The sequence below is a fragment of the Amycolatopsis granulosa genome (genome assembly GCF_011758745.1).
In the GTDB taxonomy this organism is placed as follows: domain Bacteria; phylum Actinomycetota; class Actinomycetes; order Mycobacteriales; family Pseudonocardiaceae; genus Amycolatopsis_E; species Amycolatopsis_E granulosa.
Genome location: NZ_JAANOV010000001.1, coordinates 5,083,669 through 5,105,880 on the forward strand (window position 1 = coordinate 5,083,669; position 22,212 = coordinate 5,105,880).

Genomic DNA, 22,212 nt, shown 5'->3' on the forward strand with positions numbered 1-22,212 from the left:
AGGATACCGGTTCTGTCGGTGGGGTGCGTCAGAATGATGGTCGTGCCCCGCCTAGGTTCCGGAATCCCACTGGTCGCTCGTGCCGACGAGATGCGGCGGCTGCGCGCTGCCTTCGCCGCCGCCGATCGGGGTGAGGGCGGCGCGGTCCTCGTGTCCGGTGACGCCGGGGTGGGCAAGACCCGTCTGCTGACCGAGCTGTCCGAGCACGCCGCCTCCCGCGGTGCGCTCGTGCTCACCGGGCGGTGCCTGGACGTGCGGGAGGGCGGTCTGCCGTACCTGCCGTTCGCCGAGGCGCTGTCCCCGCTGAGCACGGACGAGGATCCGGTGGTGGCCGAGGCGGTGCGGCTCCGGCCGGCGCTGGCGCGGTTGCTGCCCCAGGGGGCGATGCCGCCGGCGCCGGGTGGCGATTACCTGGTGCCGGACACGTCGGGGGAGCGGGACGTGCCCTACCGGGTCCGGCAGGAGCAGGACCTCGGGCAGCTCCAGTTGTTCGACGCGGTGTTCGGCGTGCTGACCCAGATCGCCGAGCACCGGCCCGTCGTGCTGGTGCTGGAGGACCTGCACTGGGCCGACTCCTCCAGCCGGAACCTGCTGTCGTTCCTGCTCAACCGCCTGCGTGTGCATCGGTTGCTGGTGGTCGGCAGCTACCGGGAGGAGGACGTGCACCGGCGGCACCCGTTGCGGGCGCTGCTGGTCGAGCTGGTCCGCCTGCCCGTGGTGTCGCGGATCGACCTGCGGCCGTTCGGCGCCACGGAGGCGCGGGCGTTCGTTGCGGCGCTGGCCGACGGGCCGGTGTCACCCGAGGTGCTGACGGACATCGCGGAGCGGTCGGAGGGCAACCCGTTCTTCGCCGAGGAGCTGATGGCCGCCGGCCTGGACTGCGAGGACCTGCCCGCCGGGCTGGCGGAGGTGCTGCTGTCGCGCCTGGAACGGCTCTCGCCGCAGGCGCGGCGCGTGGTGCGCACCGTCTCGGCGGCGGGTGACTCCGTCGCGCACGCCGCGCTGGCCGAGGTCAGCGGGCTGGACGAGCTCGAGCTGGACGAGGCGCTGCGCGAGGCGGTGCAGCACCACGTCCTGGTCATCGAGCGCGGCGCCTACACGTTCCGGCACGCGTTGCTGCAGGAGGCGGTGTACGCGGACCTGTTGCCGGGGGAGCGGGTGCGCCTGCACGCGGCGTACGCCGAGCGCATCCGCCGCATCCCGCAGGGGCGTGGTCACGACGCGAAGCTGGCGTACCACAGCCTGCGCAGCCGTGACCTGAGGGCGGCGCTGCCGGCGCTGGCACGCGCGGCCGACGAGGCCGAGCGGCTGGGCGCGCCGGGTGCGGCACTGCGGCACATCGAACAGGCCCTGGAGATCTGGGACGCGGTGCCGGAGGCCGACCGGCCCGCCGACATCACCGAGCTGCGCCTGCTGCAGGAGGCGTCCTACTTCGCCGGCACGACCGGCGAGCCGGAGCGCGCCATCGCCTACGCCCGCTCATCGGTGCAGGCGCTGGGGCCGGACGTGCCGGCGGAGACGGCGGCCAAGACGTGGCGGCGCCTCGCCGAGGCACTGCTCAACGCCGAGGGCACCCTGGACGAGGCGCTCGGTGCGATCAACCGCGCGTGGGACCTGGTCGCCGAGCGCGAGCCCAGCAAGACCCGCGCGTGGGTGCTGGCCACGCGGGCCTTGATCCTGCGCAGCGCGGGCGAATACGAGGCGGCCAGCTGGAACGCGCACACGGCGGTCGCCGACGCGCAGGCCGTCGGCACCACCGGCGGGGAGGCCGCCGCCCTGGTCACCCTGGGGGCCCTGGCGGACTGGGCGGGCGAGCCGGTGGAGGCACGCAAGCGGTTGCGGGAGGCCGAGCGCAAGGCCGTCGACTCCGGTTCGCTGAACGTCGAGCTGCGGGCGATCTGCTACCAGGGGTTCAGCCACGAGGACCTGGGCGAGTACGCCGAGGCGATGGAGATCTACCAGCGCGGCATCGCGCGGGCCGAGCAGACCGGCCTCACCTGGAGCATCTTCGGACTGGAGATGCGCGCCCGGTACGTGATGCTGCGCTACCTCACCGGGGACTGGCCGGAGATGGCGAGCACGGACGCGCCGGCCCGGGGCGTCTCGAGCGTGCTGGCGGCCCGGATGACGTCGTCGTGGCTGCCGTTCGAGGTCGCGCGCGGCCGGGTGGCGACGGCGGAGAAGCTCCTGGAGGAGCTGCGGCCGCACTGGCGTGCCGAAACGGCGACCGCGATCGTGAGCGGCGCGACCGGTGCCGAACTCGCCTACTGGCACGGCGACTACGAGCAGGCGGTGGGTCGGGCCCGGAAGGTCATCGACTTCCTGCTGGCCTCCGACGAGAACTACCTGCTCGCCACCGTCCGCCTGGGCGCGCTCGCGGTCGAGGCGGCCGCGGCGTGGGCGGGGAGCGCCCGCGCGCACGGCGATCAGGAGCGGGCCGGGAGCGCGGCCGCGGTGGGCCGGGAGATGATCGAGCACGCGCGGTACGCGGTGGCCAACGGCCGGCCGCGGGCGCAGAAGGTCGGCCCGGAGGCGCGGGCCTGGCTGGCGCGGGCCGAGGCGTCGGCGAGCGGCCTGGCGGGCCCGGCCGATCCGGCGCTGTGGGCCGCGGCGGTCGCCGCGTTCGATTACGGCGCGGTCTACGAGCAGGCGATCTGCCGCCTGCACCACGCCGAAGCGCTCCTGTCCGGGCAGGGCGACGCCGGTCTGGCGGCGAAGGAACTGCTCGCCGCGCACGAGGTCGCCGACCGCCTGGGAGCAGGCCCCCTGCGCACCGCGATCCGCGAACTGGCCCGCCGGGCGCGCATCGACATCCCCGGGACGGAGCCGAAACCCGCCCCGCGCACCGCGATCGACCCGCTGACCGAACGCGAACGCGCCGTGCTCGAACGGGTGGCGCTCGGCCGGACGAACAAGCAGGTGGGCGAGGAGCTCTACATCAGCGAGAAGACGGTCAGCGTGCACCTGTCCCGGGTGATGGCGAAACTCGGCGCGAGCCGGCGCGCGGAAGCGGTGGCGATCGCCTACGACCGGGGCCTGCTCACCTGAGCGGGCCGGCTCCTGCCGGTGCGCGAGAGTGCGCCTGCGGTGCCGGTGGTGGCGCCGGGTGCTGACCTCTCCCGCTTCGACGGGCGCCTGGACGGGGTGTCAGCGCCCGGCGCCGCCGTCCGGGCGCTCACCGGCCCGGGAGCTTGCCCAGCAGCCGCAACCCGACGGTCATCCCCTTGGCCCAGGCGCTGCCCGGCACGACCCGCGGGGGCCGCAGCCGCACGCCGCGCTGGACGGCGATCGACTGGGCCTCGGTGTACTTCAGCAACCCGTCCCGGCCGTTGCGCCGCCCCACACCGCTGGCCTTCATGCCACCCATGGGCAGCCCGACGCTGCCGAAGGTCGCCGCGTAGCCCTCGTTCACGTTGACCGTTCCGGCCCGCAACCGGGACGCCACCGCCCAGCCCGCCGCGCCGCTGCCGGACCACACGCTCGCGTTCAGCCCGTACTCGGTGTCGTTCGCCCGCTCGATCGCGTCGTCCAGATCCGTGTAACCGTAGATCGCCACGACCGGGCCGAACGTCTCCTCGCGGAACAGGGCCACGTCCTCGGTCACGTCCGTCACGATCGTGGGCTCGTAGAACAGCGGGCCGAGGTCGGGACGGGCCCGGCCGCCGGTCAGGATCGTCGCGCCCTTGGCCCGTGCGTCCTCGACGTGCGCGCTCACCGCCGCCAGCTGGGCCGTGCTGGTCAGCGACCCCATGTCGGCGCCGAACCCGAGCTCGGCGCCCAGCCGCAGCGCCCGCGTCCTCGCCACGAACGCCCGGGTGAACTCGTCACGGACGTTCTCGTGCACGTAGATCCGCTCGACCGACACGCACAGCTGCCCCGCCGAGGAGAAGCACGCGGTGACGGCGCCTGCCGCCGCCTTGGCGATGTTCGCGTCCGGCAGGACGACCATCGGGTTCTTGCCACCCAGCTCGAGCGAGTACCCGGTCAGCCGCTTCGCGACCTTCTCCGCCAGCACCTTGCCCGTCGGCGTCGACCCGGTGAAGCACAGGTAGTCCGACTCCTCGGCGATCGCGTCGCCGATCTGGGAGCCCCGGCCGAGCACGATGCGCCACACCCCCGCGGGCAGCCCGGCCTCCTCGGCCAGCTCGTGCAGCCACAGGGCGGACAGCGCCGTCTGGTTGTCGGGTTTCTGCACGACGGCGTTGCCGGCGGCGAGCGCGGGCAGCACGTCCATGGCGGTCAGCGCGAGGGGGTAGTTCCACGGCGAGATCACCGCGACGACGCCCTTCGGGTGACGGATCTCGCCTGCCTTCGTGGCCACCGGGATGACCCCCGCCGCCCGGCGCGCACCGAGGAACTTCGCGCTGTGCCTGCCGTAGTAGCCCGCCACCAGAGCGGTGGCGCTGACCTCGTCGAACGCGTCGATGCGGGCCTTGCCGGCCTCGACCTGCACCAGGTTGAGGATCTCCTCCTGGCGGCCGAGGATGAGCTCGCCCAGCCGCCGGAGCACGCGTTGCCGCTCGGTCACCGGGCGCGCCGCCCACGCCCGCTGCGCGGCACGGGCGCGGGCGAACACCGCGCGGACGTCGGGATCGGTGGCCTGGGGCAACGTCACGGTCGGCAGCCCGGTGAACGGCGCGGTCACCTCGACCGGGGCGGAGTCCTGCCCGCCCTCGGCGCGGCGGGCGAGCTGCGCGGCCCGGGCGGCGGTGGGTGCGCCGGTGATCCCGCCGACCGTGGCCGGCCCCGGCGAAGTCTCACCCGTGCTCGCGGTGGTGCTGGTCATCGGCCCTCACCCGTGCCCGCGATCGTGCTGGTCATTGACCCTCCTGACGCTGGTCGGCAACATTACCGGCGAGTACAGCATACCGACAGTATGGCCGTCCGCCATTTGCGTTCGCGAACGTCACGACCCGGCAGCCGCCCCGTCTCCCTCTGGGGTGGCCGGCCCGGGCGAGGGCCGGGCCGGCCACCCGGCGCCGCACCGGGCCGCCCAGCACGCCGCGCGCAGAAGCAAACACGCCGCGGGTGGCGTGTCTGCTGTCGCGGGCAGCGTGTTCGCCGGTGGGGGCGCAGTGTTTGCTGTTGAGGCGTCGTGTTTGCCGCTTGGGGTGGCGTGTTGGCGGTGTACGTGGGAGGCGGTCGCGCTAGCGGTGCGGTACGGCGGCCGCGTTCGTCTCACGCGCCCCGGTACGCGGCGAGCGCCAGCCGCTTCCACTCCTCGAGCAGCTGCTTCCGCCGTGCGGGTGCGCCGCCCAGTTCGGCGTCCAGCGCCAGCCCGCGGGTGAAGTTCACCGTCAGCCAGAACAGCGTCTCCAGCCGTTCGCGGGGCAGCTCCGGCGCGATCGTACGGATCTGCGTGAGCGTCTCCCGCCCCAGCGCCCGGTCGACCGGGCGGATGGCGGCGCGCAGTGCGGGGTCGGTGCGGGCGGCGATCCACAGCTCCGTCGCCGCCGTCGCCAGCGTGCCGGAATACCCCGCCCACAACAGGTCGATCGCCGCGGGGATGGCCGCCTCGCCCCTGGGCAGGTCCGCGAACGACGCCGACAGCGCCGCCATCCGCCGTGTCGTCAGGTGGGCCACGGCGGAGGCCATCAGGTCGGCCTTGTCGGCGAAGTGGTGCTGCGCCGCGCCCTTCGACACCCCGGCCCTGGCGCAGATTTCCTGCACCGACGTGCGTGCGTAGCCGAGTTCGACCAGGCACTCGATGGTCGCGTCGAGCAGGGCCGTCCGGGTCTGCTCCCGGCGCTCGGCCTGAGTGCGGTGCCGCCGCGCAGTCACGTTGCCTCCCTTTACCGGCGGACCCGCCGGATGTACATTCCAGTGAGAACTTACATTCCGAACGTCATGTTTTCCCGGCTGGAGGTCACCGATGCCGCTGCCCGCACCGAGGAGTTCCTGGGCGCAGGACCTGGGCGAGTTCCGTGAGCTGGCTCGCGCGTTCTGCCAGAAGGAGCTCGCGCCGAACCAGGAGCGGTGGGCCGAGGACAAGCACGTCGACCGCGAGCTGTGGACGAAGGCCGGTGAGGTCGGTCTGCTCGCGATCTCCATCCCCGAGGAGTACGGCGGCGGTGGTGGCACCTTCGCCCACGAAGCGGTCCTCTACGAGGAGCAGGCCCGCAGTGGCGACGGCGCGTGGGGCGTCTCCGTGCACAACGGGATTGTGGCGCACTACCTGCTCAACTACGCCACCGAGGAGAAGAAGAAGGAGTGGCTGCCCAAGCTCGCCAGCGGCGAGTGGGTCGGCGCGATCGGCATGACCGAGCCGGGCACCGGCTCCGACCTCCAGGGCATCAAGACCCGCGCGGTGCGCGAGGGCGACGAGTACGTCATCAACGGCGCCAAGACGTTCATCAGCAACGGCGGCATGGCCGACCTCGTCGTCCTGGCCTGCAAGACCGATCCGGACGCGGGCGCGGCCGGTGTGTCGCTGATCGTCGTCGAGACGCACCGCGCGGGCTTCCGCCGCGGCCGGGTGCTGAACAAGGTCGGCCTCAAGGGCCAGGACACCGCCGAGCTGTTCTTCGACGACGTCCGCGTGCCCGCCGCGAACCTGCTCGGCGAGGAGGGGCAGGGCTTCATCCAGATGATGGAGCAGCTCCCGCAGGAGCGGCTGATCATCGCCGTCACCGCGGTCGCCGGGATGGAGGCCGCGATCGACCTGACCATCGACTACACCAAGGGCCGCACCGCCTTCGGCCGCCCGGTCTACAACTTCCAGAACAGCAAGTTCACGCTCGCGGACGCGGCCACCGAGGCCGTGGCCGCCCGGGCCTTCCTCGACCAGTGCGTCGAACGGCACCTGAAGGGCGAGCTGGACGTGCAGGGCGCGGCCATGGTCAAGCTGTGGACGACCGAGCGCGCGAACAAGGTGGTGGACGACTGCGTCCAGCTGCACGGCGGCTACGGCTACATGACCGAGTACCCGATCGCCCGCGCGTGGACGGATCTGCGCGTCTCCCGCATCTTCGGCGGGACCAGCGAGATCATGCGCGAAGTCATCTCCCGGACGCTGTGATGGCGGGACCACTCGCCGGGCTGACGGTCGTCGAGCTCGCCGGGCTGGCTCCGGCGCCGTTCGCCGGCACGCTGCTGGCCGACCTCGGCGCGGACGTGGTGCGCGTCGACCGGGCCAGGCCGGGCGCCGACGTGCTGGGCGTGCCGGACGACCCGCTGATGCGCGGGCGCCGGACCATCGGTGTGGACACCAAGACCACCGAGGGCGTCGAGGTGGTGCTGCGGCTCGCCGAGCGGGCCGACGTGTTCATCGAGGGGTTCCGGCCGGGTGTGGCCGAGCGCATGGGGCTGGGCCCGGAGCAGGTCCAGGCACGCAATCCGCGCATCGTCTACGGCCGGGTGACCGGCTGGGGCCAGGACGGGCCGCTCGCCTCCGCGGCCGGGCACGACATCAACTACCTCAGCCTGGCCGGCGCGCTCGAACCGGTCGGGCGCGCGGGGGAGCGGCCGGTGCCGCCGCTCAACCTGGTCGGCGACTTCGCCGGCGGCGGCATGCTGCTGGCGCTGGGCGTCCTGGCCGCGCTGCACGAGCGCACGACCTCCGGGCGCGGGCAGGTCGTGGATGCGGCGATGGTCGACGGCGCGGCGCTGCTGATGACCCAGCTGTTCGGGATGCGCGCGGCCGGGTTGTGGCCGAACGAGCGGGGCGGCAACCTCCTCGACGGCGGCGCGCCGTTCTACGACACGTACGAGACCGCGGACGGCAAGTACGTGGCCGTGGGCGCGATCGAGATGCGCTTCTGGGGTGACCTGGTGCGGGTGCTCGAGCTGGATCCGGCCGAGCTGCCCCCGCACCTGGACTGGAACCAGTGGCCGCGGCTGCGGGAGATCCTGGCGGCGGCGATCGCGAAGTACACCCGGGACGAGTTGGTGGCCCGGGCCGAGGGTACGGACGCCTGCCTGACCCCGGTGCTCAGTCCGTGGGAGGCGGCCGGGCACCCGCACAACGCGGCACGCGGCACGTTCGTCGAGATCGGCGGGGTCGTGCAGCCGGCGCCGGCGCCGCGGTTCGACCGCACCCCGCCCGGCACGCCGGAGCCGCCGCACGAGAAAGGTGCCGACACCGCGGATGTCCTGGCCGAACTCGGGTATGACTCCGACCGCCTCGCGGCGCTGCGCGCGGCGGGGGTGATCGTCTCCTGACGCGGAGCGGACGGATCGTTTAGAGTGGTCATCGGCCCGGGCTGGGCACGCAGGGTCACCACGTCCAGCCGTTCGTGTGAAGGGGTGTTGAAAACGTCCCGGTGACGGCAGGATTGCCGGTGATCCGGGGGCGCACGAGCCCGCGGCACGACGCGGGCGCAGCGGAGCGAGGGGAAGGCGTAGCCATGTCGGCGAACACCAAGAAGATCGTCATCGTGGCCGTCGTCGCGCTCGTTCTCTTCTTCCTGATCTCGCGTCCGACGCAGTCCGCCGAGGTCGTGCGCAGCGCACTGGGCTGGCTGCGCGACGGCGCGGAAGCGATCGTGACATTCGTGCGCAGCCTCTTCTCCTGACCCCATCCGGCCACGGCCGGCACCGTCGCGTGCGGTGCCGGCCGTGGCCGTGCGCGCGTCCGCAGTCGCTACCGAAAGTCACGAAGGTTGGCATCTGAGGGTGCTGTTCGACCATCCGGGTGGATTGGTGTGATTAACGTGCTGGTCGCCGAATTCCTTGCCCCGAACCTCTGGCGCGGCAGGCCGGATTCGCCCTACGGTGCTCACATTGCGTGACCAGCCGGTTCTTCCCGGCGAAACGGTCAATCGCTTCGATCATCGCCGTTCGACGGTGGCTTTCAGCGGGGCACGAGGAGGCAGGGATGACCGGAGATCCCGGAGTGGATGCGGTGATTGCGCAGTGGGCGGCCGAGCTCGAGCGCACGCCCGAGGAGATGGAGGCCGACCGGATCGCCTCCGCCTGGCTCGCCGAACTGCCCCAGCAACCACCAGGGATCCCCGGCCAGCGCGCCCGCACCGGCACCCGCACCTGGAAGCCGGTCGAGTCGGCCGACCCGGACTACCTCGACGCCATGCGGGAGCGCCTGCCCGGGGTGCCGCTGGACCTGCTGGTCGCCGCCGCGGGGTGGTGGCAGATGGTCGGTGACATCGCGGAGGCGAAGGCGTGGTGGGACGCCGGCATCAGCCCGCTGGACCAGCGCGCGCTCGACTACCGGTCCGCCGGGCTCACCCCCGCCGACCTGTCCCGCCGCCTGGGCCCGATGACGGTCCTGCAGCACCTGCGCCGCGGCAGCGCCCCGGCCTGGTGCGTGGCGCGGCTCGCCCGGCAGCAGCGCGCCGGCTGACCGGTCGCGTAACGTCGGTGGCCGCCGCCTCGTTGGTCAGGCAGGGCTTCGCGCTCGCTTGACACCGCTGCACCTAACGTCGGCGCGCGAGGCGTGCGCACGTCGCTGGGAGGCAAGGTTCTTGGACACGGGGCAGATCGAGCACGAACCTGCGGACGTGTCCACCGAGGACGACGCGGACGACGCGGACGACCGGATCGCGGAGGACACGCGGCCCGCTCGGCGGCGGGCCGCCCCGCCGGTGCTCGGCCGGGTCGCGGTCGTGGTGGTGGTGCTGGCCACGGCGGTCGGCGGGATCTGGGCGACCAGCACGGTCGCCCGCCCCGGCCACACGCCGACCACCACCGAGATCCCGGACCTGGACAACCTCGCGGCTTCGGTCGAACCCGGCACGGCGGCCCCGGTCAACGCGACCATCGAGGGCACGCCGGTGGTGGAGACGCGGCCGCCCGAGCAGGCGCAGCAGCACCAGCAGAGCGCCGGTGGTCCGGACCTGCTGTCGCGGTGGGCGGACAAGGTCGCCGAGGTCACCGGCGTCCCGGCCCGCGCGCTCGTCGCGTACGGCAACGCCGAACTGGAGATGCGGGCCACCCAGCCGAAATGCCGGCTGTCCTGGGCCACGCTCGCCGGGATCGGCCGGATCGAGTCCAACCACGGCCAGTACGGCGGCGCCGTGTTGCAGGCCAGCGGGCTGCCGTCGAAGCCGATCGTCGGCGTGCCGCTGGACGGCTCGCCGGGTGTGCGGGCCATCGCCGACACCGACGGCGGCCGGTTCGACGGCGACCCGGTCTACGACCGGGCGGTCGGGCCGATGCAGTTCCTGCCCGGCACGTGGGCGCGCTACGGCGGCGGGTACAACCCGCAGCAGATCGATGCGGCCGCGCTCGCTGCCGCGAAGTACCTGTGCGCCGGCGGCCGGGACATGGCCACCGCGAGCGGCTGGTGGTCGGGAATCCTGTCCTACAACAACTCCGTGGACTACGGGCAGAAGGTGTTCGCCCTGGCCGACGCCTACGCCAAGGCCGCCCAGGTCGTCAAGGTCTCCTGACCCGCAGGTGCTAGCGTCGTGGTGTGCCCACGAAGCTGTTCACGCCCCGGCGGATCGCGATCGGCGCGCTGTGCGTCGCCGCGTTCGCGGTGTGCTGTGGACTGGCGTGGTGGCAGTGGAACCGGTTCGAGTCGGCGAGCGGTACCTTCCAGAACCTGGGTTACGTGTTGCAGTGGCCGCTGTTCGGGGTGTTCCCGGCGTTCATGGTGTGGCGGATCATGAGGCTGCGCCGCGAGGCCGCCGAGCAGGACGCGGCGCAGCCGGAGCAGGCCCGCGCCGAGTGGGGCCGTCCGGCCCCGGTGCCGGCGCCCCGCGCGCCGGTGATGCGGCAGGCCGCGCCCGACGAGCCCGACGACGAGCTCGCCGCCTACAACCGGTACCTGGCCGAGCTGCACGCTCGGGACCAGCGCGAGAGTTAGGAAGGCAGACTGCGATGGTGGACACGGACGAACGCGCCGGCGCCCCGGCCGCGAAGGCCGGCCCGGCCCTGCGGGGGCCGCTGCTGCGGTACCGCGTGCTGGCCTACGCCACCGGTGTGGCGCTGCTGCTGCTGACGGTGGCGTTCATCCTCAAGTACGGGTTCGACTCGGCCGGCATGATGAGCTGGGCCGGCGTCACCCACGGCGTGTTCTACATGGTCTACCTGGTGCTCGCGGTCGACCTGGCGCTCAAGGCGCGGTGGTCGATCAAGGGGACGGTCCTCGTGCTGCTGGCGGGCACCATCCCGTTCCTGTCCTTCGTCGCCGAGCGCGCCGTCACGCACCGCGTGCGGGCGGGCCGCAAGCTCTGACGCCCAGCGCCACCCCACCACCCGGAGCGGCGAACACGCCGGGCGGCGGGCGTGGTGGCTGCTGCGGGCGGTGTGTCGGCCGGTGGGGGGCGGTGTGTTGGCCGCTCAGCGGCGCGCGCGGAGGTTGAACGGCACCACGGTCGAGCCACGCAGGGTCTGCGCGTCCAGGGTGGCGGGCGCGCGGGTGCCCAGCCGGGAGATCATCGCCCCCACCGGGTCGGCCACCTCGTCCACCCGGCCGGACAGGAACGCCCATTCGTGCTCGTCCGAGCCGAAGTACACCGGGGTGGCGAACACCTCGGTGAACCGGGCCCACGCGGCGCGCAGCGTGTCGTTGCGCCACAGCGTCGGGCAGCCGCCCTGGCAGCTCACCACGCCGCCGGGCGCGAGCAGCGCCGCGCACCGGCGCAGGAAATCCGCCCCGTACAACCGGTTGTGCTGGGCGCCGGCGTCGGTGCTCTCGTCCGGCAGGTCGATCACCACCACGTCGTAGCCCCCGTCGGACGCGTCCACGAACGCGAAACCGTCCGCGTAGTGCATCCGCACCGGTCCCTCCCCGCGCTCGGCCGCCTCCAGCTCCTCGACGGTGTAGCCGTAGGGAAGCAGCTCCGCGCACGCTCGCACCGCCACCCGGTCGAGGTCCACGTGGTCCACCAGCGTCGCACCGAACTCGACCGCCAGCCGGCTCGCCACCCCCTCGCTCGACCCGATGATCAGCACCCGCCGCACCGCGTCCGCCAGCAGCATCGCCGGCACCATCAGCGCCTCGTGGTAGACGAGCTGGCTCGCCTCGGTGCTCTGCCGCTCGTCGTCGCAGAACAGCGACACTCCCTGCGCGGTGCGGCCGATCAGCACCTGCTGGAAACCGGTGTGCTCGTCGAACAGCACCTCCGAGACGTCCCACACCCGCGACAGCCCGGGGCCGAGGGACTCAACGACTCGCCGCGACATCCTTCTCCCCGCGGTCGACGACCGACATGTGCACCGCGGTGGTGCCCAGTGCCGCGGCCAGCAGCCGGACCGCCAGCACCGGGTCGGCCTGGTGCCCGCAGGTGAACACGTCCGCGAACAGCGCCCCGACCTCCGGGTAGGTGTGCACCGAGGCGTGTGACTCCGACAGCAGCGCCAGCACGGTCACGCCCTGGGGCTCGAACCGGTGGTCGACGACCTCGCGCACCGACGCGCCGGCCTCGGTCACCGCCACCCGCAGCGCCGCGCGCAGGAACGCCGGATCGTCCAGCAGCACCGGGTCGATGCTCCTCAGCTCGGCCAGGACGTGCCGCCCGGCGAACGCGCCGATCTCAGGTGTCATGGGTGGTCGTGTCTCCTTCAAGGCAGTAGGTGGGCAGCGGTGGGATCCCGTTGAACGCCACCGACGAGTAGCTCGCCGTGTAGGCGCCGGCGTCGAGGATGTCCAGCCGGTCGCCGGCCCGCAGCGACAACGGCAGTTCGTACGGCGTGCGCTGGTACATCACGTCGTCCCCGTCGCAGGTCGGTCCGGCGATCACGACCGGCCCGCGCGGACCGTACCGGTCGGGCGGATCCAGCCGGTAGGGGATCGCCTCGTTCTCGGTCTCCGCCAGCCCGTTGTATCGCCCGACGTCGAGATAGACCCAGCGCCGGCCGAACCTGCTGGACACCAGCACCACCTCCGTGCGAATCAGGCCGGCCTCCGCCACCACGGCGCGACCGGGCTCGAGCAGGACCTCCGGTTCCCGGGGGAAGTGCGCCCGCACCGCGGCGCGGATCGTCCGCGCGTAGGACTCCAGCGGTGGCACCGCCTCCCGATATGTGACGCCGAAGCCACCGCCGAGGTTCAGCCGCCGCGGCTGCACACCTGCGGCGGCGCACTCGGCGAAGATCTTCGCCGCCGCCGCGATCCCCGTCTCCCACGCCTGCGGGTCCGCCTGCTGCGAGCCGACGTGGAACGCGACCCCGGCGGCGTCCAGCCCCAGCCGGCCGGCCGCGACCAGCAGTTCGGCCGCGCGGTCCGGTTCGCAGCCGAACTTCTGCCCGAACGGGGTCGCCGAAGCCGGGCCGTCGACGAGGATCCGCACCGATACCGACGCGCCCGGCGCGTGTTCCGCGAGCGCCGCCAGGTCGCCCGCGGAGTCAGTGGTGAAGTCCCGCACGCCCCGGCCGTGGGCGAAGGCGATGTCGGCGGCCTTCTTGATCGTGTTGCCGTAGGACAGCGCGGCCGGGTCGGCACCGGCGGCCAGGCACGCGTCGATCTCGGCGGGGCTCGCGACGTCGAACCCGCCGCCCGCGGCCAGGACGGCCCGGAGCACGGCCGGCTCGGGGTTCGCCTTGACCGCGTAGCACAGCCGGGAATGCGGGAAGTCCCGGCCGAACTCCCGTACCCGGGCGGCGACGGCGCCGGCGTCCACCACCAGGCACGGTGCGGGCGGGTCGTGCTCACGCAGGAACCGGCGGATCCGGTCCAGGGTTGCTGGTGTCACCGCCGAAGGGTCTCAGGAGCCGATGCCGGTCATCGCACGGACCTCCATCTCGGCGTGCTTGCGCGCGTCGGCCTTGTCCCGGCCGGCCAGCGTGCCGAGGAAGCCGCACAGGAACGAGAACGGGATCGACACCAGACCCGGGTTCTTCAGCGGGAACCAGTGGAAGTCCACGCCCTTGATGATCGACTCCGGCGCCCCGGACACGACCGGCGAGAAGACCACCAGCACCAGGCACGCGCCCAGGCCGCCGTAGATCGCCCACAGCGTGCCGGTGGTGTTGAAGCGCTTCCAGAACAGCGAGTACAGCAGCGTCGAGAGGTTCGCCGACGCCGCGACCGCGAACGCCAGCGCGACCAGGAACGCGATGTTCTGCCCGTTGGCGAGGATTCCGCCGATGATCGCCAGCACGCCGATCACGATCGCGGTCAGCCGCGCCACCCGCACCTCGTCGGCCGGGTCGGCCTGCCCGCGCTTGACGATGTTCGCGTACACGTCGTGCGCGAAGGAGGCCGACGCGGTGAGCGTCAGGCCCGCCACGACCGCGAGGATCGTCGCGAAGGCGACCGCCGCGATGATGCCCAGCAGCAGGGTGCCGCCGATGTGCAGGGCCAGCAGCGGCGCCGCGGAGTTCTCGCCGCCCGGCGCGGCCTTGATCTCGCCGCTGCCGACCAGTGCGGCGGCGCCGAAGCCGATCACCAGGGTGCACAGGTAGAACACGAACATGCAGGCGGTGGCCCACACCACCGAGCGGCGCGCCTCCTGCGCGTTGGGCACGGTGTAGAAGCGCATCAGGACGTGCGGCAGCGCGGCGGCACCCAGGATCAGCGCCACGGCGAGCGACACGAAGTCCAGCTTCGTGGTGCCGTTGGCGCCGTACTGGCCGCCCGGCTCGAGCAGCCGCTCGCCCATCGGGCTGCGGTAGGCGGCCTGCGAGAGCAGGTTCGACAGGCTGAACCCGAACTTGCCGAACAGGAACACCGTCATCAGCACCGCGGCCAGGATCAGGATGGCGGCCTTGATGATCTGCACGTAGGTGGTGCCCTTCATGCCGCCGACCAGCACGTACACGACCATCACGATGCCCACCACGGCGATGACCAGCGCCTGGCCGAAACCGCCGCGGATGTCCAGCAGCAGCGCGATCAGGCCGCCGGCACCGGCCATCTGGGCCAGCATGTAGAACAGCGAGATCACCAGCGTCGACGTCGCGGCCGCGGCCCGCACCGGGCGCTGCTTCATCCGGAAACTCAGCACGTCGCCCATGGTGAAGCGGCCGGTGTTGCGCAGCAGCTCCGCGATGAGCAGCAGGTCCACCAGCCAGGCGACCAGGAAACCGATGGAGTAGAGGAAGCCGTCGTAGCCGTGCACGGCGATGGCGCCGGCGATGCCGAGGAACGAGGCGGCCGACAGGAAGTCGCCGGACAGCGCGATCCCGTTCTGCCTGCCGGTGAACACGCCGCCCGCGGCGTAGTAGTCGGAGCGGGAGGAATGCCTGCTGCCCACGCGGTACACCACGTACAGCGTGATGGCGACGAACAGGGCGAACACGGCCACGTTCAGGATCGGGCTGCTGTCCGCGGTCGCGCTGCCCGCGACGAGAAGGTGGCTCATCGGATCACTGCACTCCTGCCTGCCGGCGGACCTTGTCCACGCCGGGATCGATCCGGCGCCGCGCGAACCGCAGGTACCCGGCGGTGATCGCGGCCGTGGACACGAACTGGAGAACCCCGAGCACGATCGCGACGTTGACCTCGCCGAACACCTTCGTGCTCATGAAGGCGTGGGCGTACGCGGCGAGCAGCACGTAGGCGAGGTACCAGAGCACGAACGCCAGGCTCATCGGGAACACGAACCGCCGGAAGCGGCCGCGCAACTCGGTGAATTCGGGACTGTGCTGGATGGCCACGAAGTCGGGGCCGGCCGGAGGGCGTGGCCGCGGCGCCTTCTCCGCGGGAGCGCCGAACAGCGGCCGCAGTTCTCCCGGATCCTCCACGGGGTTGGGCGCCGCAGGGGTAGGGGCGACGTCCTGCATTTCTGCCTCCCGGCAAGCGAGCGAACTCGGTGGAATTCCTTCGGTGGGCGCACATGCTAGCCACGCCGACCTGGGCCGCTGCCGGCGGAGGACCTGGGAGGACCTCGTCAGGGTGAAGCGATGCTGCGCCACCCGGATGGGTTAATCCGCTGTTCGGGGGAAAGGACTACGTCATTCCGCGCAAGCATGTGACGGGCAGTTATGTGACGCGGGGTGTCGTACCTTGAAGGGGTGAGGTGCGGTGGAATGCGCAACACCGCGCCAATGGTGGGAAAGTGCTGGCCAACGGCGGTGACCCGGCAGGAATCCACATCATCGCGAATGCCACAAGATCGGGGGGTATTGGGCTGTATCGGCACGCGCTGTTCGTACAGCCCGTGCGGATTCTCCCATTTATCACCGCACACCTTGGGCTATGTGGGTGACGCTCGTGGCCCCCGGCGTGTCCTCGCGTAACCGGAAGCACGGCCCGCAGTGCCCTGACGAGGGATTTTCCGGTCAACCCCTGGTCACGTCCGGTGTTTCCGCAGGTCAGCCCGGCTGGCTTCGGTGGAGTTCCGGTCAGCCCGATTGGTGTACGCTTCCGGGGCCACGCTGACTCGCTGTGACCGAGCGTAAACCGGTGTTGTGCACCGCATTGTGCACACCGCATGATGCACGGCACCGCCGCCGTGATCCGGTCCGGCGGGACGGCGGGCGGCCGGGACAGCGCCGTCGGCTGGGGCTGGGGCTGCACGAGAAGCGACGAGTTCTACCCGTGACGAGGAGAGCCATGCGGTTGACGCCACACGGTGCCGCCGCCATGTGCCCCGCCACGGGTCCGGCCCACCGACGCGAACACGAAACGCCGGACAGGGAGTCACCTTCGTGACCGTTGCAGGACAGGGCCAGGTGCCGGTGGGGCAGCTCCTCGGCCAGCAGCCCAAGGAGCCGTCGAAGTGGGCCGCGTTCACGCGGTGGCGTGACTGGCGGCTGTCCGCCAAGCTCGCCGCCGTGTCCCTGGTGCCCATCGTGGTTGCCCTGGTGCTGGGCGGGATCACCATCGGCAGCCAGGTCGAGCGCTCCGGCAACTACGAGCGGATGAACCGGCTGGTCGAGCTGAGCGGCACGGTCCGCACGCTGGTGGACGCGCTGGAGCGGGAACGCACCGAGACAGCGGCCCTGCTCACCCCGGGCACCGTCGGCAGTTCGCCGCAGCTGGACGCGGCCCGCCGGCAGGTGGACGCCGCGACCGGTCCGGTCGGCAACGCCATCGCCCGCGCCACCAACGCGGACGGGAGCGTCCGCGCACCCGGCACGGCGGCCACCGCGGCGGTCGGGCGCCTGGCCGAGGTCCGCCGCCAGATCGCCGAGGGCCGCCTGGACGCGGTGCAGGCCCTGACCGCCTACAGCGAGATGACCGACGCGCTGGTCGGGCTGGACACGGCAGTGGTCGCCGGCATCGGCGACGACGCCATCGGCGGCACCCCGAGCGCCCTGCACGACCTGATGGTCGTCAAGGAGGAGGTGTCCACCTCCCAGGCGCTGCTCGGCTACGGCATCACCCGCGGCAACCTGACCCCGGGCCAGCTCAACGACCTGCGCACCGCCGAGCTGCGCGTGGCCGACCGGCTCGCCGACTTCCGCGCCGCGGCCTCCGCCGCCCAGGAAACCCAGTTCGACCAGGCCGTCGTCGGTCCCGACTTCACCACCCGCACCCGGCTGGTCAACGGGGTGCTCGCCGCCGAGGGCGCCTCGGTGCCCAACGCTCTGCACGGAATTTCCGCGCCGCAATGGACGTCGGTGTCGGCGTCGGTGCTCGCCGCGCTCACCACGGTCGGCGACAGCCTGGGCAACGAGCTCACGGCCACCGCCACCGGCCTCGCCGACAGCGCCGGTACCCACGCGGGCCTGCTCGCGGTACTGCTGTTCCTCGCGCTGGTGCTCACCGCCGCGGTCGTCATCCTGATCACCCGCCACTTGCTGCATTCGCTGCGGGTGCTCCGGGCCGGTGCACACGACATCGCCGATCGGCAGCTGCCCGCGGCGGTGCGCAACATCCAGGAGGGCCGCGAGCAGACGATCGACGTCCAACCGGTCCCGGTGGACAGCAAGGACGAAATCGGCGAGGTGGCCAGGGCGTTCGACGCGGTGCACAGCCAGGCGCTGCGGCTGGCGGTCGAGCAGGCCAACATGCGCGCCGGCTACAGCAGCGTGTTCGTCAACCTGTCCCGCCGCAGCCAGAGCCTCGTGCAGCGGCAGCTGCAGCTGATCGAGCGGCTCGAGCGGGACGAGGAGGACGCCGACCAGCTGGCGACCCTGTTCCAGCTCGACCACCTCGCCACCCGGATGCGGCGCAACAACGAGAACCTGATGGTGCTTTCCGGTGCCGAGCCGGGGCGCCGTTCCGGGCAGCCGGTCATCACCTCCGACGTGCTGCGGGCCGCGGTGTCGGAGATCGAGCAGTACCAGCGGGTCGTGGTGCAGGCGCCGCCGGACGCGCGGATCGTCGGGTTCGCCGCGAGCGACCTGATGCGCCTGGTCGCGGAGCTGCTGGACAACGCCACCGCGTTCTCCGCGCCGGAGACCCAGGTGACGGTGACGACCCGGGTGTCCGACGCCGGCGGGCTGGTCGTCGACATCATCGACCAGGGCATCGGCATGAACGAGGCCGAGGTTGCCGAGGCCAACGCGCGGCTGCGCGAGGCCGGCACGATCGACCTCGCGACGTCCCGGCGGATGGGCCTGTTCGTGGTCGGCCGCCTCGCGGGGCGGCACGACATCGGCGTGGTCCTGCACGGCGGCAAGGACATCGTGGGGGTGCGGGCGACGGTGACCGTGCCCCCGGACCTGGTGATGGACCTGCCCGCGCCGGCACCGGCCCGCCAGCAGGCGCCGGACGCGGCGGCCGCGCTGCCGCGGCGGCGCACGGTCAACGGGGCCGGGCGGCCGGAGGCGCTGGCGAACTTCGGTCAGAGCGAGGACGGGCACAACGGGCACGCCGGGGTGCTGCCACCGCGGCCGCCGTCGGACCTGGAGATCTCGGGCACCGCGCTGTTCACCCCGATTCCCGCCGAGGAGGGCGGCCAGCCACCCGCGCCGCCGGTGGCGCCGCCCGCCGAGCCGGAGCCGGCGTCCGACGAACTGCCCAGTGGCAAGGCGCTGTTCGCGGCGAACAGCAGCCCGTTGTCGGAGTGGTGGAGCTCGGCCGCGAACGAGCCGAAGCCGGTCACGCCGCCGCCGTCGCGCCGCGAGACGACGCCGATCTTCGACGAGACGCTGTCCGCGTGGTTCCGCAGCGACGATCCGCCGGCCGCCACGGAGTCCACTGCGGACAAACCGGCGAGCCCCAAGGCGGCCAGCAGCTGGGACTTCGCGGTCGACGAGAACTGGCGCGCCGTGCAGGCGGCGTCCCAGGCGGAGCCGAAGACGTTCACCGACGCCGGCCTGCCCAAGCGGCGGCGCGGCGAGCAGCTGCTTCCGGGCAGTGCGACCGGCGAGGCTCCCGCGGCCGCTCCGCAGGTGCCGGCGCGCGACCCGGCCGACGTGCGCGGGAGGCTGAGCAGCTTCCAGCACGGGGTGAACCGGGCGCGTCACGTCAAGCGGGATCAGTCCACCGAGGACAGTGCACACCAGACCGGTGCGGCTCCGGTCACGGACCAGGCGGACGGGACGGCTCAGGGGTCGCCGGTGCAGCCGGCCGGGCGGTCCGCCACCCAGCTCCCCGGCTCGCCGGAGAACGGCGCGGACACCGACGGCGGTGACCTGCCCCGCCGGAAGCCGCGAACCTCCCCGGACAGCGCGGTCACGCCCCAGCCCGACAGCGGTCTGCCCCAGCGGCGCCCGGCACCGGAAGGCACGGACGAGGCGGCGCCGCAGGCGACAGCCACGGGAACCGAGTCCGCCCCGAGCAGCCCTGGACCCAAGCCGGCGAGCGGCACCGAACCGGCTCCGGCCCAGGCCGGCGCCGCCCAGACCGACGCAGCCCAGACCGACGCAGCCCAGACCGAAGCCGCCCCGGCCGGGACCGGGCTGCCCCGCCGGGAGACCACGCCGGGCGAAGGTGCCCCACCGCAGCGGCAGCCGGCGCGGCCCGGGGCGGACAGGCAGCCGGCCGGCGCGGCCGCCCAGGCCGACGGTGGTTCGCCCCAGCCGGACCGCTCCGGCACCGCTCTCCCGCAGCGGCAGCCCACGCCGGGCAGTGGGTCCGGCAGCGGGCTGCCCCGGCGCCGGCCGGGTGCGACTGCGGAGCACGGCACCGCGGGATTCGCCCAGCCGGCCGGCGAGGGCACCGGCCTGTTCCAGCCCGTCACCGGTGAGGGCAGCGGCCTGTTCCAGCGGCCGGAGCCGGCACAGGCCGGTCCAGCCGCCCAGGCCGAGGGGGCCGCCGACGGCCCGCCGGTTCCGCCCCGCGAGCCGGCCGAGGCCGAGCCGCAGCGGCCGGCCGGCGGGGAGGGCTCCTGGTCGTTCGCGACCGACGAGAGCTGGGCCGCGGTGCAGGCGGTCTCCTCGGCGTCCTCGTCGTCACCGTCGAGTTTCACCGCCGCGGGACTGCCCAAGCGGCGCCGCGGCGAACAGCTTCTGCCCGGCAGCGCCCTGTCCCCGGGCGCGGCCACACCGGCGGCGCCGCGGACTCGCCGCGACCCGCAGGACGTGCGTGGCAGGCTGAGCAGTTTCCAGCAAGGTGTTCAGCGTGGAAGGCACCGGACCGCTCAGTCCGCCGACCCCGATCAAGGAACCATGGAGGGTGAATGACCACGCCGCAGCCACAAAACCAGTTCGGATGGCTGGTCAACGATTTCGCCGAGCGTGTGCCTGGCGTGGCGCACGCGGTGGTCGTTTCGGCCGACGGCCTGTTGCTGACCGCCTCGAACCGGTTGCCGCTCGACCGCGCCGACCAGCTCGCCGCGGTGGCCTCCGGGCTCATCAGCCTGACGCAGGGCGCGGCGCGGTGCTTCGAGGCCGGTGCGGTCAACGAGACCGTCGTGGAGATGGAGCTCGGGATCATGATCCTGATGTCCATCAGCGACGGCTCGTGCCTGGCTGTCCTGGCCGCCCCGAACTGCGACATCGGCCAGGTCGCCTACGAGATGACCATGCTCGTCGACCGGGTGGGCCAGATCCTCACCCCCGAACTGCGCGCCCAGCTGCAGGGTGCCGGCGGGGCCCTGATCGGCGAACCGGTGGGATGATGCCGACATGACCACGGGATCCGAGAATGGCTCCCCGTCCGGCGGCGAAGCACAGCCCACGTTCGCCGACGTGATGAACAGCTTCAGCCTGGACTCCGGTCGGGGCCGCCGGAAGCGCAAGAAGCAGCGCGACCCGCGGCCCGAGCCGGACCGGGCGGTCGCCCCCGAGGCACCGCGGGCCGAGCAGGCGAAGCCCGCACCGGCGCCGCAGCCCTCGCCGTCACCACATCCGGCGCCCTCACCACATCCGGCGCCGTCGCCCCATCCGGCGCCGGAGAGCCGGGTGCAGGCGGCGAGCCGGTCCGGCTCCGCGCCGGGCACCGGGTTCTTCGAGCCGGTGCAGCCCGTCCAGCACGCGGAGCCGGCCCAGCCGGCCCAGCCCGTGTGGCCGGAGGAGCCGGAGATCCACCCCGCCGAGGAGACCGCCGTGGTGCGCCCGTACGCGCTCACCGGCGGCCGCACCAAGGCCCGGGTCGCACTGGAGCTGGAGACCCTGGTCTCCGTCCAGGACGCCGTCCTCGCCCGGCTGGACGCCGGGACGCTGACGGTGCAGTTCGAGCACCGCTCGATCATGGAAGAATGTCGCACACCTCGGTCGGTCGCGGAGATCGCAGCGCTGCTGCGGGTCCCGATCGGCGTGGCCAGAGTCCTCATCAGCGACGCCGCCGATGCTGGTCTGGTCACCGTGCACCGCACGGTGTCGACCAACGACGACGCCGAGGCGCATCTCATGTTGATGGAAAGGGTGTTGAGTGGACTCCGTCGGCTTTAAGGCACCGCGGCAGACCGCGCCGCAGACCATGACCTCGGCGAAGATCGTCGTCGCCGGTGGGTTCGGTGCCGGTAAGACCACCTTCGTCGGCTCGGTTTCGGAGATCGTGCCGCTCACCACCGAGGCGATGATGACCGACGCCAGTCGCGGCATCGACAACCTCGACCAGACACCCAACAAGTCGACCACCACCGTGGCCATGGACTTCGGGCGCGTGTCGCTGGACACCGACCTGATCCTGTACCTGTTCGGTACGCCGGGTCAGCAGCGGTTCTGGTTCATGTGGGACGACCTGGTGCGGGGTGCGATCGGCGCGGTGGTGCTGGCGGACACCCGCCGGCTGGCGGACTCGTTCGCGCCGGTCGACTTCTTCGAGGACCGCGGGCTGCCCTACATCATCGGGGTCAACACCTTCGACGGGCAGCTGCACCACGAGCTGAGCGACGTGCGCGAGGCGCTGGCGATCGACGAGAGCATCCCGATCGTGCGGTGCGACGCCCGCGACCGCGAATCGACCAAGCAGACGCTGATCACGCTGGTCGAGTACGCGATGCGGCAGTGGATCGCGATGCGCGCGGGCACACCCTGACCCAGTCGGGACAGGCGCAACGGGGTGCCGGGCGGCGGCCCGGCACACATCCG

The 22,212-nt window shown here is 72.7% G+C and carries 19 protein-coding genes; 12 read left to right on the top strand and 7 right to left on the bottom strand.

Annotated features, from left to right (window positions below; translation table 11 throughout):
• Positions 1-33 precede the first annotated feature (33 nt).
• Positions 34-3,048, top strand: a complete 3,015-nt coding sequence (locus FHX45_RS24970) for a helix-turn-helix transcriptional regulator (protein ID WP_167106722.1) — start codon at positions 34-36, stop codon at positions 3,046-3,048.
• A 127-nt stretch (positions 3,049-3,175) separates the two neighbouring features.
• On the opposite strand, the gene FHX45_RS24975 is transcribed toward FHX45_RS24970, so the two are convergent.
• Together FHX45_RS24975 and FHX45_RS24980 are read right to left on the bottom strand one after the other, a co-directional pair.
• A complete protein-coding gene (locus FHX45_RS24975; RefSeq protein ID WP_167106725.1) occupies positions 3,176-4,786 on the bottom strand; it encodes a succinic semialdehyde dehydrogenase in 1,611 nt (536 codons plus the stop codon).
• 392 nt (positions 4,787-5,178) lie between these two features.
• Positions 5,179-5,781 (bottom strand): TetR family transcriptional regulator, encoded by a 603-nt coding sequence (locus FHX45_RS24980; protein ID WP_167106727.1) that lies wholly within the window; start codon positions 5,779-5,781, stop codon positions 5,179-5,181.
• Between the two features lie 91 nt (positions 5,782-5,872).
• Between FHX45_RS24980 and FHX45_RS24985 the strand changes: the two genes are divergently transcribed.
• The 7 genes from FHX45_RS24985 (at position 5,873) to FHX45_RS25015 (ending at position 11,136) form a co-directional block, all read left to right on the top strand.
• Positions 5,873-7,018: an acyl-CoA dehydrogenase family protein gene (locus FHX45_RS24985; RefSeq protein ID WP_167106730.1), complete on the top strand. Its 1,146-nt coding sequence runs from the start codon at positions 5,873-5,875 to the stop codon at positions 7,016-7,018.
• Positions 7,018-8,160, top strand: a complete 1,143-nt coding sequence (locus FHX45_RS24990) for a CaiB/BaiF CoA transferase family protein (protein ID WP_167106732.1) — start codon at positions 7,018-7,020, stop codon at positions 8,158-8,160. Before FHX45_RS24985 ends, FHX45_RS24990 begins: the two co-directional genes overlap by 1 nt.
• Before the next feature lie 185 nt (positions 8,161-8,345).
• Entirely contained in the window at positions 8,346-8,513 is a 168-nt protein-coding gene (locus FHX45_RS24995; protein WP_167106735.1) for a hypothetical protein, read from the top strand.
• A gap of 302 nt (positions 8,514-8,815) precedes the next feature.
• Positions 8,816-9,298, top strand: coding sequence for a helix-turn-helix transcriptional regulator (locus tag FHX45_RS25000; protein WP_167106738.1), 483 nt, complete (start codon positions 8,816-8,818; stop codon positions 9,296-9,298).
• 157 nt (positions 9,299-9,455) lie between these two features.
• Complete coding sequence (locus tag FHX45_RS25005; protein ID WP_424923823.1) at positions 9,456-10,346, top strand: lysozyme family protein; 891 nt, start codon at positions 9,456-9,458, stop codon at positions 10,344-10,346.
• Between the two features lie 23 nt (positions 10,347-10,369).
• On the top strand, positions 10,370-10,765 hold the full coding sequence (locus tag FHX45_RS25010) for a hypothetical protein (protein ID WP_167106745.1): 396 nt from the start codon (positions 10,370-10,372) through the stop codon (positions 10,763-10,765).
• 14 nt (positions 10,766-10,779) lie between these two features.
• Positions 10,780-11,136 carry a DUF3817 domain-containing protein gene (locus tag FHX45_RS25015; RefSeq protein ID WP_167106749.1) on the top strand — a complete coding sequence of 119 codons (357 nt, stop codon included), beginning with the start codon at positions 10,780-10,782 and terminating at the stop codon, positions 11,134-11,136.
• 105 nt (positions 11,137-11,241) lie between these two features.
• Here the strand turns inward: FHX45_RS25015 and FHX45_RS25020 are convergent, their stop codons facing one another.
• From FHX45_RS25020 to FHX45_RS25040, 5 genes are read right to left on the bottom strand one after another with little or no spacing between them, the layout of a single operon-like run.
• On the bottom strand, positions 11,242-12,087 hold the full coding sequence (locus tag FHX45_RS25020) for a spermidine synthase (RefSeq protein WP_167106752.1): 846 nt from the start codon (positions 12,085-12,087) through the stop codon (positions 11,242-11,244).
• A complete protein-coding gene (gene speD, locus FHX45_RS25025) occupies positions 12,068-12,448 on the bottom strand; it encodes an adenosylmethionine decarboxylase (protein WP_167106755.1) in 381 nt (126 codons plus the stop codon). Before speD ends, FHX45_RS25020 begins: the two co-directional genes overlap by 20 nt.
• Complete coding sequence (locus tag FHX45_RS25030; protein ID WP_167106758.1) at positions 12,438-13,595, bottom strand: type III PLP-dependent enzyme domain-containing protein; 1,158 nt, start codon at positions 13,593-13,595, stop codon at positions 12,438-12,440. Before FHX45_RS25030 ends, speD begins: the two co-directional genes overlap by 11 nt.
• Positions 13,596-13,607: 12 nt before the next feature.
• Positions 13,608-15,206, bottom strand: a complete 1,599-nt coding sequence (locus FHX45_RS25035; RefSeq protein WP_167106761.1) for a solute symporter family protein — start codon at positions 15,204-15,206, stop codon at positions 13,608-13,610.
• A gap of 4 nt (positions 15,207-15,210) precedes the next feature.
• Entirely contained in the window at positions 15,211-15,627 is a 417-nt protein-coding gene (locus tag FHX45_RS25040; RefSeq protein WP_167106764.1) for a DUF485 domain-containing protein, read from the bottom strand.
• Positions 15,628-16,524: 897 nt separating this feature from the next.
• Between FHX45_RS25040 and FHX45_RS25045 the strand changes: the two genes are divergently transcribed.
• Genes FHX45_RS25045 through FHX45_RS25065 form a run of 4 tightly spaced genes read left to right on the top strand, consistent with a single transcriptional unit; the run spans position 16,525 to position 22,159 of the window.
• The gene (locus tag FHX45_RS25045; protein ID WP_341771660.1) at positions 16,525-20,361 is read left to right on the top strand and encodes a sensor histidine kinase; all 3,837 of its coding nucleotides are present in this window, start codon (positions 16,525-16,527) and stop codon (positions 20,359-20,361) included.
• The gene (locus FHX45_RS25050) at positions 20,358-20,798 is read left to right on the top strand and encodes a roadblock/LC7 domain-containing protein (RefSeq protein WP_167106767.1); all 441 of its coding nucleotides are present in this window, start codon (positions 20,358-20,360) and stop codon (positions 20,796-20,798) included. The genes FHX45_RS25045 and FHX45_RS25050 overlap by 4 nt, the downstream gene beginning before the upstream one ends.
• Positions 20,799-20,805: 7 nt before the next feature.
• Positions 20,806-21,570 (top strand): DUF742 domain-containing protein, encoded by a 765-nt coding sequence (locus FHX45_RS27835; RefSeq protein ID WP_208406100.1) that lies wholly within the window; start codon positions 20,806-20,808, stop codon positions 21,568-21,570.
• A complete protein-coding gene (locus FHX45_RS25065) occupies positions 21,551-22,159 on the top strand; it encodes an ATP/GTP-binding protein (protein ID WP_167106770.1) in 609 nt (202 codons plus the stop codon). Before FHX45_RS27835 ends, FHX45_RS25065 begins: the two co-directional genes overlap by 20 nt.
• Positions 22,160-22,212: the final 53 nt, after the last annotated feature.

Excerpts from the sequence above, each read along its gene's own strand:
- FHX45_RS25000 (WP_167106738.1), top strand. The coding sequence starts at position 8,816 with ATGACCGGAGATCCCGGAGTGGATGCGGTGATTGCGCAGTGGGCGGCC.
- FHX45_RS25020 (WP_167106752.1), bottom strand. The coding sequence starts at position 12,087 with ATGTCGCGGCGAGTCGTTGAGTCCCTCGGCCCCGGGCTGTCGCGGGTG.
- FHX45_RS25015 (WP_167106749.1), top strand. The coding sequence starts at position 10,780 with ATGGTGGACACGGACGAACGCGCCGGCGCCCCGGCCGCGAAGGCCGGC.
- FHX45_RS25040 (WP_167106764.1), bottom strand. The coding sequence starts at position 15,627 with ATGCAGGACGTCGCCCCTACCCCTGCGGCGCCCAACCCCGTGGAGGAT.
- speD (WP_167106755.1), bottom strand. The coding sequence starts at position 12,448 with ATGACACCTGAGATCGGCGCGTTCGCCGGGCGGCACGTCCTGGCCGAG.
- FHX45_RS25050 (WP_167106767.1), top strand. The coding sequence starts at position 20,358 with ATGACCACGCCGCAGCCACAAAACCAGTTCGGATGGCTGGTCAACGAT.
- FHX45_RS24975 (WP_167106725.1), bottom strand. The coding sequence starts at position 4,786 with ATGACCAGCACCACCGCGAGCACGGGTGAGACTTCGCCGGGGCCGGCC.
- FHX45_RS24985 (WP_167106730.1), top strand. The coding sequence starts at position 5,873 with ATGCCGCTGCCCGCACCGAGGAGTTCCTGGGCGCAGGACCTGGGCGAG.
- FHX45_RS24990 (WP_167106732.1), top strand. The coding sequence starts at position 7,018 with ATGGCGGGACCACTCGCCGGGCTGACGGTCGTCGAGCTCGCCGGGCTG.
- FHX45_RS24970 (WP_167106722.1), top strand. The coding sequence starts at position 34 with ATGATGGTCGTGCCCCGCCTAGGTTCCGGAATCCCACTGGTCGCTCGT.
- FHX45_RS24995 (WP_167106735.1), top strand. The coding sequence starts at position 8,346 with ATGTCGGCGAACACCAAGAAGATCGTCATCGTGGCCGTCGTCGCGCTC.
- FHX45_RS27835 (WP_208406100.1), top strand. The coding sequence starts at position 20,806 with ATGACCACGGGATCCGAGAATGGCTCCCCGTCCGGCGGCGAAGCACAG.
- FHX45_RS25035 (WP_167106761.1), bottom strand. The coding sequence starts at position 15,206 with ATGAGCCACCTTCTCGTCGCGGGCAGCGCGACCGCGGACAGCAGCCCG.